This window comes from Rheinheimera sediminis (assembly GCF_004005375.1).
In the GTDB taxonomy this organism is placed as follows: domain Bacteria; phylum Pseudomonadota; class Gammaproteobacteria; order Enterobacterales; family Alteromonadaceae; genus Pararheinheimera.
In genome coordinates this window covers 81039-93400 of sequence record NZ_RZUF01000022.1, presented here as the reverse complement: position 1 = coordinate 93400, position 12362 = coordinate 81039, and the positions used below count along the sequence as shown (strand labels likewise).

General features: G+C 47.4%; 9 protein-coding genes. 7 read left to right on the top strand and 2 right to left on the bottom strand.

The window, feature by feature from the left end:
* Positions 1 to 96 precede the first annotated feature (96 nt).
* Positions 97 to 474, top strand: a complete 378-nt coding sequence (locus EMM73_RS15620) for a hypothetical protein (protein WP_186435256.1) — start codon at positions 97 to 99, stop codon at positions 472 to 474.
* A gap of 43 nt (positions 475 to 517) precedes the next feature.
* Positions 518 to 1606, top strand: coding sequence for an NAD(P)/FAD-dependent oxidoreductase (locus EMM73_RS15615; protein ID WP_186435255.1), 1089 nt, complete (start codon positions 518 to 520; stop codon positions 1604 to 1606).
* Positions 1607 to 1688: 82 nt separating this feature from the next.
* On the opposite strand, the gene EMM73_RS15610 is transcribed toward EMM73_RS15615, so the two are convergent.
* Positions 1689 to 4652 (bottom strand): TonB-dependent receptor, encoded by a 2964-nt coding sequence (locus EMM73_RS15610; RefSeq protein ID WP_127687733.1) that lies wholly within the window; start codon positions 4650 to 4652, stop codon positions 1689 to 1691.
* A gap of 102 nt (positions 4653 to 4754) precedes the next feature.
* Positions 4755 to 7412 (bottom strand): glycoside hydrolase family 16 protein, encoded by a 2658-nt coding sequence (locus EMM73_RS15605; RefSeq protein WP_127687732.1) that lies wholly within the window; start codon positions 7410 to 7412, stop codon positions 4755 to 4757.
* Positions 7413 to 7943: 531 nt separating this feature from the next.
* On the opposite strand from EMM73_RS15605, the gene EMM73_RS15600 reads away from it, so the two are divergent.
* The 5 genes from EMM73_RS15600 to EMM73_RS15580 are packed head-to-tail and all read left to right on the top strand — an operon-like array spanning position 7944 to position 12230.
* A complete protein-coding gene (locus EMM73_RS15600) occupies positions 7944 to 8636 on the top strand; it encodes a thermostable hemolysin (protein ID WP_127687731.1) in 693 nt (230 codons plus the stop codon).
* On the top strand, positions 8636 to 10123 hold the full coding sequence (locus EMM73_RS15595; RefSeq protein WP_127687730.1) for an AMP-binding protein: 1488 nt from the start codon (positions 8636 to 8638) through the stop codon (positions 10121 to 10123). Before EMM73_RS15600 ends, EMM73_RS15595 begins: the two co-directional genes overlap by 1 nt.
* Positions 10098 to 10790 (top strand): TenA family transcriptional regulator, encoded by a 693-nt coding sequence (locus EMM73_RS15590; RefSeq protein ID WP_127687729.1) that lies wholly within the window; start codon positions 10098 to 10100, stop codon positions 10788 to 10790. Before EMM73_RS15595 ends, EMM73_RS15590 begins: the two co-directional genes overlap by 26 nt.
* A complete protein-coding gene (locus EMM73_RS15585) occupies positions 10787 to 11572 on the top strand; it encodes an SDR family oxidoreductase (RefSeq protein ID WP_127687728.1) in 786 nt (261 codons plus the stop codon). The genes EMM73_RS15590 and EMM73_RS15585 overlap by 4 nt, the downstream gene beginning before the upstream one ends.
* 22 nt (positions 11573 to 11594) lie before the next feature.
* Positions 11595 to 12230 carry a tetratricopeptide repeat protein gene (locus EMM73_RS15580; protein ID WP_261373463.1) on the top strand — a complete coding sequence of 212 codons (636 nt, stop codon included), beginning with the start codon at positions 11595 to 11597 and terminating at the stop codon, positions 12228 to 12230.
* The last annotated feature ends 132 nt before the right edge of the window (positions 12231 to 12362 follow it).

The window sequence follows — 12362 nt, the reverse complement described above, 5'->3', positions numbered from 1 at the left end:
GCTGTGGATCACTTTTAGACTGTTGTTGACACCAGTTGTCGTGATGGCTATAACCTGGCTTATGATCCCTATTTACCCACCTTCTGGCCTGCGCGTGTGCCAAACAATATGCTGAACCAGGCTAACTATGCCAAAGTCATTAACGAGGCTTTGCCTTTAACTGAGCGTCAGCAGGCCTTTAATGAGCGGGAGTTCTGGCTGGATGATTTGCCTATAGGCCCTTCTACCGATTACATGGCACAAATCAACAGCATGATTGATCACTTTGCTGATCTTGCTGTGGTCTTGCCACAAAGCAAAGCGGGGATCAGCGATTTTCCTGCAGTGATGCAAGTGGGCATGACACCAGATAAACCTATGCAGTTGTTAAATGCCAGAGCCGATAAACAGGCGGACTTACGAGGAATGGCCCCAGAACAACGCAGACCAGATTTAAGTCAAACTGACAAAGCCAACCGGCTATCGAAGCGCTAAACTGACAGTAGGTTGCAAGGAACCAAATAAGGATCATGATTCAGTGATCAATACAACACAAATACTGGTGTTAGGCGCAGGCATAGGTGGCTGTATTGCAGCTCTTGCTTTAGCGCCGTTTTATTCTGTAGTGCTGGTAGACCTGCACTCAGTACCAAAAGACAGAGTAGGGGAGTGTCTGGCTCCCGCCGCTGGGCGTATTCTGCATAAACTCAGGCTGTCTCAGTTGTTGCATCAGGGCCACTTAGTGTCCCATGGCCTGTTGTCTTATTGGGGGTCGGAAACCCCTAAAGTGGTTGATCAACTGGTGAATCCGGATGGTCATGGCTGGCATCTGGATCGGCAATTGTTTGAACAGCAATTACGTGATGTTGCACAAATGAGAGGCGTATCCTGCTTTTGGCCAGCTGCTTTTATCCAGAGTAAGCAGCAAGCTGAAGGGTGGTGTGTTGAATTACAGCATGAGTCGCAGCGGACAGAGGTGCATTGCCAACTGGTTATAGACGCGACGGGTCGGCACAGTCGCTTTGCTCGCTCCCTTGCTATCAGCCGGCATAATTTAGATCAGCAGTTGTCAGTCTGGTTGACTGCAGAAGTCAAAGTTCGGAAGCATATCAGTGTGTTAAGTTCTGCTGCTATGGGGTGGTGGTACAGCGCCCCCTTACCTAAACTGCCTTTTGCAGCTAAAAACATGTCGCAGTCTGATGGCTCTGAAGGCCAGGCCCGGCTTTTTGCGTTACAGATCCAGCCAGGTCAACTCGACAAGAGCTTAAGTCAATCCAGTCACTGTTTTCTAAAGGCAGCGGCCGAAGCGCCCGGTCTCGGTACTTTAGTGCAGCAGATTGTTCCCGGAACCGAACAGCTGCATGAACTGGTGGCTGCGAACTCATCGAAGTTATCAGTAGGTTGCGGCACAGGGTGGTTCGCCATAGGTGATGCCGCTATGAGTTTTGATCCTCTGTCGTCACAAGGTATCTTCAATGCGATGGCCACGGCCATGCAACTGGCGGATTTGCTGATTGAACATGGTTTGCACCATCACAGCACAGTTGCCTTGTATCAGGCTCAGCTGGACAGTATCTGGCAGCATTATCTGCAGCACAGGAAGCATTTTTATGCCTTGGTGGGCTAGTGGCTTTTGGCTGGTAGCGCTAAGTGAGATGTCATAAAAAAACACCCGACATCTGCCGGGTGTTTTGTTCAGTCTTTTACTTTTAGTTAAAGCTGTAGCGCATACCTAAGGTATAACGTGGTCCATACTGACGGGCAAACAGGAACTGCTCCTCATAGCGGCCGTACCCCTCCTCGGTTTCATTATTCAGGTTTATACCTTCCAGAAACACTTTCAGCTGTTCAGTCACTGCATAGTTCAGGTTGATGTCCCACTGAGCATAAGCTTTAGCATACTGAGGTGGCGCATCGGATGAGCCTTGAGATTGACCTACACCAATCAGGTAAGAGTCCCGCCAGGCATAAGTAACTTTGACAGACCAGTCTTCTTTTTCATAAAACATTTGAAAGTTTGCGGAATCACTGATACCCACCAGAGGTGCTTGCTGTGTCAGGCTTTGAGTATCAAATTCCACATCACCTTGCACAAAAGTGGCATTCACACCGACACCAAAGCCGGATTCTCCGAACAAATGCTGCACAGCAAGTTCAACACCGTCCACCGATTTACTGTCAGTATTTTGTGGTTGGCTAATATTCCAGACGATCAGTGGGTCCTGAGCATTAGGTTCAATTTTTCCTTCTGCATTGCCATGACCGTTCGCCAGCATCTGCTCGAAGATGGCTGTGCTGGTGGCTTGTTCACCTCTGGCCTCAATATCGGCAACAGCCTCCAGGTAGCGCGGACCGTTGAGGATATCGTGCAAACCATCGATAGTGGTTTCGGTTATGGTATTCTGAATAAAGTTATCGACGTCTTTTTTGAAGTAGCCAATGGAGGCATAGCTGGCGTCACCATAATAGTATTCCAACGACAGATCCAGGTTTGTTGATTCATAAGGCAGTAAGCCTGTATTGCCCTGGCTACCAGTACGTGAACCAGGTTTTGGACTACCACTGAGACTCCGACCGCCGATCAGTAATCCCAACGGTGCTCGTGTGACGGTTTTACCCCAGGATAAACGACCGACCCAGTCTTCTGCCAAATCAACCTTCAGGTCAAACATCGGCAAAAGTAAATCGTATTTACCTGTAAAATCAACCAGCTTTTCTGCACCATTCTGTTCGTATTTCATGATCCACTCGGACGGACTTTCCCAATTGACCTGAGTTTCAATACGCTGGCGCACAGCGTTAGGTACTTCAGTTTCCTCGTAACGCAGCCCGGCGTTTAGCTGAACTGCATAACTGGCCACATCGAATTCCCACTGTGATTGCAGGTAGGCGCTTTGGGTTTCTTCGGCGACATTACTTGTGCTGTCTATGCCATCAAAATAGGCATCTGGTACGTAGACATCCCCGCCCATCACAGCTTCCGTCAGAAAGGCTTGTTGTCTGGCTACTGCCTCATCAAAGTCGTAGCTATAGTAATAATGTGGCTGAAGAGCACTGCCACCACTGGTAAACTGGTCGAGAAAGTTCGCTGTCGAGTGGCGGGTAAACATTTCGTCAGGGAATATTTGTGGGTAAGCGGGGTTAAAACCTGCGCCACCTCGTAATCCGCTCCAGGCTGAATAGCCACTCATCGTTTGCTCTGTCATGGCAGCACCGAATTTAATATGACTCAGCGGGATCTTAAAGCTTGAGTTAAACCAGGTACCGTCAAGCTGTAGCTGCTGGATTTCAGACTCACCAGGTGAATGGGTAAACTGGCTGAAATTCGAATCAATTTCGGCTGCAGTGAGCTCGTTTGTACCGTTGCGCCATAAAATGATGGCCTGCGGTATGTCACCAGTGCGGTAATCATAAATTTTTGACAGCAGTTGGTCTGACCCCAAAATAACCTGACCAGCACTACCCATGCCTTTATCGGCGCCGTTGTCTGTTTTGTTATTGGAGTCATGGTAATCCAGCGCAAAATGCCAGTCGTCATTCAGTTTCCAATCCAGATTTAAACCTACAGACTGAGCTTTGACTTCAGTGGTGTTTCTGTCTGCTGTAAAGGACCCGTCATTGCCACTAATGTCGGCATAAAGTGCAGTACCATTTTTGTCCAGTTCATAGGCGTTAATATTACCGCCAAACTCATTCCAGATCCCCCAACCAATAGCGTTGGTGCCGGTTAAGGCGCGTGAACCTGTGTAGTCCAGCGTCGCAACAAAGTCATCTATAGGTTCATACTGCAGCGTTAATTGGCCATTGCTGCGTTCACGCTCGACATTTTCCATGCCGTAGTTCATATCTTTAGGGAAAAAGTAATTGCCAACCTTGTTCCCATTTGCATCTTCAGCACGAGCGTCAATTACTTTACTTGCATCCAGAGTAGGTAAATCAACGTTGGCTTGCCAACCCTGAATATTGGCTTGTTGCTTTTGAAAATCACGTTCCTGATGTGAAAAAGAAAAGGCTACACCAAAGCGATCATCAGCAAAAGTATTACTGTAGACAGCAGCTACTTCGGGGGTAACATCATCGCCTTCCACATTGGACGTATCATGGATGGCTTTAGCTGAAACAGAGTAACGTTGACCTGGCTCGGCTAAAGGTCTGGTGGTCACAATATTAACAGTGGCTCCCAAGCCACCACTTGGTAAGTCAGCCCTGGCTGTTTTTTGTACTTCCAGTGCACTTACACCTTCTGAGGATAAGTTTTCCAGATTGTAAGAGCGGGTATAGCCAGTGCCTGGCATTTGGCGGCCATTTAAACTGATCAAATTGAAGTCCGGGCCAAAACCACGCACGGTAATTTGACTACCTTCACCATTGGCGCGGCTAACGGACACACCCGTAATTCGTTGCAGCGATTCAGCCAGATTGGTGTCCGGAAACTTACCCATTTCTTCAGCTGAAATGGCGTCTACTACACCATTGGCTTCACGTTTCATATCCATAGAACGAATTAAGCTGCCGCGTATCCCTTTGACCTGAATCACTTCTACTTTTTCTTCTACTGTTTCGACTGCCGTTACATCATTTTGCTGTGCCATAGCCTGTGGCAAAGTACCGGCGGATAAGATGACAGAAATACAGACCGCGAGGCGGCTTTGATTTGAGTTAAACCTTTTCATGTTGAACCTATTTATTCGAATACTGTTGTTTTTATAGGGAAGCTGCCGGGTTCCCTGCTGCTATGTTCTTTTTATGTTGCAAGCACTGTGCATTGCTCTGGGTTACGGATTGGTAATCACTACATTATCTAAACGGTAGGTCGCACCTTCACCAGTACCCCAGGCAGGGAAAACCATCAGTACATCTATGGCACTGAGATCCAGGCCTTTATCGAACAAGCTTTGTAACGGGAAAGTGTAGGTTTGCCATTGGCCTGGTACTGGAGTTTTACCTTCCAGACTGGCGGATAAGTCGAGTTCGACGGCAGAAGATGTATCACCAGCTTCTATTTTAAATTTCCACACCGCAGCTGAGTTAGTTGGAGCGCTGATCACTTTCATTTCAAATCGTACGACTCCTGTGGCCATAAGCGCAGACGCGTCATAGTAAACTTCGTCATCTGCCAGCAAGCCCATCACGGTAGGCGCGGCACCTATCACGAACTCTGCTGTTTTGCCGTGAGCTGCATCGTCATCTTCCACTGTTGGAGTACTGCCACCACAACAATCCCAAATTGACCATTGCTCTGCAGCTGCATCCGCAAACAGGGTTAGGCCATTGGCTACAGGTTTATCTCCATCTGGATGGAAAATTTTAGCGTTATCAACCCGATACACAGCTCCATTGCCAGTGCCCCATGCAGGGAAAATCATGATCACGTCGATAGCACTCAGGTCCAGACCTGCCGCAGCCAGATCAGACAGCTTATAACTATAAGTTTGCCACTGGCCTGTCACAGGAGAAGTCGCTTCTACACTGGCTGTCAGATCCAGTTCGACAGCTTCTGCGCTATTGTTCGACTCTACTTTGAACTTCCAGCTTGCATCCGGGCTGGATGGGGCGCTGACCACTTTCATTTCAAACTGGATTAAACCGCCATCGATCAGAGCTGTTGCATCAAAAGGAGTATTAGCGCCTCCATTGGCGGCACGAGTAATAAATCCCATGACGGTTGGAGTAGCGCCTATTTTAAACTCGGCTGTCATGCCATGAGCAGCATCATCTATCTCTTCGGTAGGGGTAGAACCCGCACAGCAATCCCACATAGGCCAGTCCGGGTTAACTCCATCTTCAAATAACACCAGCTTGGGCAGGCTTTGATTAGGCTGAGCTATTTTAACGTTGTCGATACGATAGACCGCACCTTCACCTGTTCCCCAAGCTGGATAAATCATTAGTACATCAATAGCCGCCAGGTCCAACCCGGCATCCGCCAAGGTTTTTAATGGAAAGCTATAGTTTTGCCATTGGCCTGTCACAGGATTTGCACCATTGGCGCCAAGGCTTAAATCCAATTCAACCGCTGTGGTGGCACCCACGCTTTCTACCTTAAACTTCCATACAGATGCTGGATTAGTGGGGGCAGACACTACTTGCATATCAAAACTAATGGTGCCGGATGCCAACAGAGGTGAAGCATCAAAAGGTGTTGCTTTACCTGCCGGGTCTTTAATAAATTCGCTTCGGCTGACAAATCCATTCACTGTAGGTGCAGCACCAACACTGAATTCGTAGACATCACCGCGATCGGTGTCTGCTGCCAATGCAGGCGTGCTACCACCGCAACAATCCCAGGCTGGCCAATTTGGATTAGGAGTGCCGTCAAAAACAGTCAAATTTTGTGGAATACCTGAAGAAGGCGGAGATGGGATAGGGGCTTTACCTTCGACTAAGGCATCATCAAGTTTATCGTAGCCTGGGCGGATCGTTTCACAACCTTTGCCTGTGTCCGGGTTGGATGCGCATTCATAGACCCGCACATAGTCAATCTGAAAACGCTGGCCTTCGGTGAATGCCGATGCGTCTATACCACCATTATTGACGCTCTCGGGCCAGTTGCCACCTACCGCCAGATTCAGGATCATATAAAAGTCCTGATCAAAAGGAGCCTTGTCCCAATGAGTTTCTAGTTCACCAGTGCTTTGATCAAAATACTCTGCAAACCAACCCCTGTGTTTCAGACCAACAGCTTCGCCTTTGGCGTTAAAACGCACATCAGACTGACGTTGCGTTGCGTACAGATAATTATCGACGTACCAGCGTATTTCGCCTTGTTGCCATTCCACAGCATAGGTATGGAAATCGTCAGCTGGATTTTTACCATCAGGTAACGCATAAGCTTTGCCAGAGTAGGAGTTATTTGGCCATTCTTTGCCGTAATGCAGAGTACCGTGTACATTGGATTCGACCACAGCTGCAGCGCTGGGTACCTTAAGATTCACCGCTTCCATAATGTCGATTTCACCGGATTTAGGCCAACTACCATAGACCGAGTCTGTTGGCATCATCCAAAATGCCGGCCAGCTGCCCTGACCAAAAGGTAATTTAGCGCGCATTTCAAAACGGCCGTACTTAAAGTCGGCCTTGTTGCGGGTTATAAGACGCGCTGAAGTGTAAGGTTTTTCTGCACCTTCGCTGGCTGGAAGTGCGGCAATGGTCAGCATGCCATCTTTAACAAAAGAGTTTGCGGCACTATCGGTGTAGCATTGCTTTTCGTTATTACCGCCGCCGGCGCAGTTGATTTCATGAGTCCATTTCCGAGAATCTATGCTACTGCCTGTGAATTCATCATTCCAGACCATAACCCAGCCGCTAACAGGCTGAGTAGGGTCTACTTTATTAAAATCGGATACTGTGGCTGATCCCCCACCACATCCGTGCAGGCTGGTCAATGTGACGCCGGCGCAGAGGATGGCGGTACTTGTGGCTCTCTTTCTCATGTGTAATGCCCTGTTTATTGAAAGTTGATTTTTTTGATCAGTGAACCTGATCTTTATGGTGCTGAAAGCGCTTTCAAGAGCGTATTCGGTGAGTGAAAAAATATCAACTACCAGATTAAATATTTTCATGTGTTTAATTTAATTCTTTGATATTCAAGCAAATATTTTTAATTATTTTTATTTCGTAGAAATTAGATACGTTGTAGCGCTATGAAGAGGCATAAAGGGGTAACTGAATTGATTAAGTTCGTGGCATAGCGAGCCGAGAGCTTAAGTGACGATATCCACCGATTTTAATGGTGACCAAATTATTGTTCATCAGGACTGAGGAGCTTGTACCAATGGCTGTGTTGTTATTTTCTGTATCAATTCAGCCTGTGCCTGATTTGTTTACAAAACAACATAGACAGCTGCTACCATTCTTCGATTTTTCAAAGAGCGAACAAGCTTAAAGAAAACCTCAAAACCTTAAGTTTTCTTTAAGCTTGTTACTGCACACTGCATGCTCAATAGCTATCCAGGGGTGCGTTTATGTTGTCTTCTTATCCATTCGAACCATCAGTTGTTGCCAAGGTGCCAGTGACAGAAGCTAAAGCACAGCTGCAATTAGTGAAACGCTCAGACTGTCAGCGGCCCTCAATAGAAAACTTTATCGCCTCTGGTTTTGCAAAGGCTTATCAGGCTGATGTACACAGCTTTATGCCAAATTTGTTAGGGGTCAGTCGGGATGGAAAATGGCAAGCTGTGCTCGGGCTGCGCAGCGCTGTCGGCACCAGGTTATTTATCGAACACTATTTAGCTGCGCCAGTAGAGCAGCTGCTGGCCGCCCAAGATCTCAAGGCTGAGCGTTTTCAATTAATTGAAATTGGTCACTTGTATGCCATCAACAGACAAAGCTTATTGCAGCTGTTTGTCCTTATGGCCTATGCCTTGGACCAACTGAATTACCGCTATTTGCTTTGTGCTGCTACTACACAAGTGCGCGCTATTTTAAGCCGCCATGGTATTGAACTGACTGAGCTTGGCGAAGCTAAAGCAGAAGCTTTAGGTGAAGAGGCTGCCAGTTGGGGCAGTTATTACGATACCAATCCAAAAGTCTGTGTTATGGATTTAGCCTTAGTGACCCGGCTGATCCACTGCGATGCAAAACTGACAACTCTTGCTCATCAGCACTGGCCTCAGCTGCATCTATTGATCGCAGGTTTAGCCGAAGGAGGCCGTTAATGCGATTGAACTTACCTACTACAGCTGTTTTGCATGATTTAGCCACTGGTGTGGCGTATTCACAGGCTCAAATCAAACAACAAATGACGTTATGGCAAGAATTATTACTGGGTTATGGTGCACAACGAATTGCGCTGGCTGCTAATAGTTCAGTGCAGTGGGCTTTATTGGATTTAGCTTGTCTTGATGCTGATTTACTTTTGGTGCCGCTGCCTACTTACTTATCTGAAAGTCAGCTCATGCATGTGATGACGCAACTTGAACCTGATTTTTATATTTCGGACCAGGAACTAAAGGCTGCAGAATTTACCTTGCTGGAACAAGTCGGCGATTTATTGTTGTATCGGCGTGAATTACAAAGCTCAGGCTCTGCTATCCCTGTCACCTGCCAGAAAATTACCTTTACTTCGGGTTCTACCGGGCAGCCAAAAGGTGTCTGTTTGTCGGCGCAAAGTCAGCTCGATGTGGCGCATAGCCTGCTGGAACGTATTGATCAGCAAGCGCCTAAGCACTTGTGTTTATTACCATTAAGCACCTTGCTTGAAAATATCGCTGGTATTTATGCACCTTTATTGGCTGGTGGCGAAGTGTTGATTGCGCCTGACTCACTGCGTGGTTTTAGTGGTAGTCAGCTGAGCAATCCACAGGCTTTACTGGGGCTTATCAGCAGCACAGCACCAAAAAGTCTGATTTTAGTGCCTGAACTGCTGCAGTTATTAGTGATGGCACGTGCTCAAGGCTGGCAAGCACCTGAATCGCTGGAGTTTATTGCCGTCGGCGGTGCCCACGTGTCCACAGCTTTATTGCAACAGGCGGCCCGACTTGGTTTACCTGTGTATCAGGGCTATGGCTTAAGCGAATGTGCTTCTGTGGTGGCTTTATCCAGTGTGGATGCATGTCAAAGTTCGACCACTGAATTGGAACTGGTGGGCACGCCTTTGGCCCATCGCGATATTGAAATCATTGATGATGAAATTGTCGTTAAACAGCCATTTCTAGGCTATTTAGGCGATGCCGCTTCAGCAAGCGATAAGGTCTTTACCGGCGATTTAGGTGAACTGGATGCGCAAGGCCGGTTACGTATTCTGGGCCGTCGCAAAAACTTACTGATCTCGAGCCTGGGTCGCAATATTTCGCCTGAGTGGCCAGAGGCTTTACTGACTCAAAGCGGTTTAATCCGTCAGGCCGTGTTGGTAGGTGATGCCCAGCCTTATTGTGCCGCCTTATTGTATCTGGCTGATGCCAAAGCTGCAGAACAGTTGCCTGCTTATCTGGCTCACGTCAACCAGCAGTTACCGGACTATGCACAAATCAAAGCTTATCAGCTATTAAGCCAACCTTTATCACTGGCCGACGGTACGTTAACAGCCAATGGCCGGCCACGCCGCGCTGAAGTAGTTAAAAAATACCAACGCGAAATCAATGATTTATTTGTTTCTAATGATCTAACAGGAGAACCCTATGAGTTTTTATCAAAGGCTCGTTAATGCCACCGAACAAGAGCGTGCTTATTTACTGGAAGCTCCGATGATCCGTCGTACTTTCGCGGGCGACTTTACCCTGGATCACTACGTTGCTTTTCTGAATCAGGCCTATCACCACGTTAAACACACAGTACCGCTGTTGATGTCGGTCGGCGCTTTGTTACCTGAATCAAAAGAATGGCTGCGTGAAGCTGTGGCTGAATACATAGAAGAAGAGCTGGGCCATCAGGAATGGGTGTTAAACGACATCGCCGCTTGTGGTTATGACAAAGAGCAGGCCCGTGCCAGTACTCCGGCATTTGCCACTGAGCTTATGGTGTCTTACGCCTATGATTCGGTACGCCGTATCAATCCCTTATGCTTTTTTGGCATGGTGCTGGTACTGGAAGGCACCTCTATCGCTTTAGCAGAGCAAGCAGCCAGTAAAATTGCCGGTACCTTGCAGCTGCCACGCAAAGCTTTTACTTATCTGAATTCACATGGCGCTTTGGATCAGGATCATATTAAGTTCTTTGAAAGCCTGATGGATAAGATCACAGACCCCGCCGATCAGGCTCTGATTATTCATAGCGCTAAACGCTTTTTTCACTTATATGGCGATGTATTTCGTAGCCTGGAACAACCTCATGGTCTGACTAAAAAAGTTGTGGCAGAGGAGAGTGTGGCATGAGTTTCTTAGCAGGCAAAACTGTGCTGCTGACCGGTGCTACGGGTGGTATAGGCGCTGAAGTAGCCAAACAGTTAAGCGGTGAGGGCGCACGGTTGATTTTAACCGGTCGTTCTGTTGAAAAACTTCGAAGCTTACAAAACCAACTGGCGGCTGAAACTTTGATCTATGCCTGTGATTTAACCAATACAGCAGAGCAACAGGGCTTACTGCAGTTTTGTCAGCAGCATGGTGGCGTTGATGTACTGATTAACAACGCAGGGATCAGCCAGTTTGGCTTATGTCAGCAGCAGCAGTTTAGCGATCTGATCAGTATTAACCTGTTAGTGCCAATGCAACTGTGCCAGCTGTTTTTACCTATGTTGCGTCTACACAAAGGCCAAATCCTCAACGTCGGATCTGCCTTTGGCAGTATTGGTCACCCTGGCTTTACCGGCTACTGCGCGACCAAGTTTGGTTTGCGGGGTTTTACCGAAGCCCTGCAGCGTGAACTGGCTGACAGCGAAGTACAGGTGAAGTATTTTGCGCCAAGAGCGACTGAAACCAGTATTAACTCCAGCGATGTAGTGCAATTAAATCAACAGCTTGGTAACAGTATGGATAGTCCGGCCTGGGTTGCTGAGCAGCTACTGAAGCAGTTGAAGTCGAATGAACTGCGGCGTTTTCTTGGCTGGCCTGAACGGATTTTTGTCCGCCTGAACGGGATTTTTCCTGCGCTGGTGGATATGGGCTTAAAAAGTAAATTAACACTGATTGAATTAATGGCAGTGGGCAAAAACCACTAACGAGGCAGATATGAATAGCGTAATGAAAAAATTAGTTTTAATTCCAGCTTTATTTTTAGTGCAGGTGGTTCAGGCCGACGTGTTGCAGGATATTAAACCTTTGCAAGACCGCTGGGCTGAAGTCAATTACAGCATGACAGAGGAGCAGAAAGAAAAAGCTTATCCTGAATTGCTGACGCAAGCCGATGCGGTGGTTGCGGCGAACGCTGGCAAAGCTGAAGCTTTGATTTGGCGCGGTATCATTAAATCCAGCTATGCTGGGGTAAAAGGTGGCTTAGGGGCCATGTCGTTTGCAGAAGAATCTAAAGCTGATTTGGAAGCCGCACTTAAGATGGATAGTCAGGCGTTGCAAGGGTCTGCCTACACCAGTTTAGGTGTGCTGTATTACAAAGTACCTGGCTGGCCTATTGGTTTTGGCAGTGACAAAAATGCAAAACAGATGCTGGAAAAAGCCCTGAGTATTAACCCACAAGGTATTGATCCTAATTATTTTTATGCTGAATTTTTAACTGAAGAGCGCGACTATAAGGCGGCTATGAGTTACATTGAAAAAGCAAAACAGGCAGCACCTCGCCCTGACCGTCTAAGTGCGGACCAAGGCCGGATGCAGGAAATTGCTGCACTGGAAGCCAAAGTAGCGAAAAAGCTAAAACGTTAATCTAAAAAACGTGTAGGAGCGGGGCTTGCCCCCGCCCGTCTCAAATTACAATCAGATGCTGTTTGGTTTATTTCCGTTCTTATTCAGGTTCGAATACAGCACTGCCAAACTAATTGATGTTGCAGTGAGGCG

Excerpts from the sequence above, each read along its gene's own strand:
- EMM73_RS15610 (WP_127687733.1), bottom strand. The coding sequence starts at position 4,652 with ATGAAAAGGTTTAACTCAAATCAAAGCCGCCTCGCGGTCTGTATTTCT.
- EMM73_RS15605 (WP_127687732.1), bottom strand. The coding sequence starts at position 7,412 with ATGAGAAAGAGAGCCACAAGTACCGCCATCCTCTGCGCCGGCGTCACA.
- EMM73_RS15600 (WP_127687731.1), top strand. The coding sequence starts at position 7,944 with ATGTTGTCTTCTTATCCATTCGAACCATCAGTTGTTGCCAAGGTGCCA.
- EMM73_RS15595 (WP_127687730.1), top strand. The coding sequence starts at position 8,636 with ATGCGATTGAACTTACCTACTACAGCTGTTTTGCATGATTTAGCCACT.
- EMM73_RS15590 (WP_127687729.1), top strand. The coding sequence starts at position 10,098 with ATGAGTTTTTATCAAAGGCTCGTTAATGCCACCGAACAAGAGCGTGCT.
- EMM73_RS15585 (WP_127687728.1), top strand. The coding sequence starts at position 10,787 with ATGAGTTTCTTAGCAGGCAAAACTGTGCTGCTGACCGGTGCTACGGGT.
- EMM73_RS15580 (WP_261373463.1), top strand. The coding sequence starts at position 11,595 with ATGAAAAAATTAGTTTTAATTCCAGCTTTATTTTTAGTGCAGGTGGTT.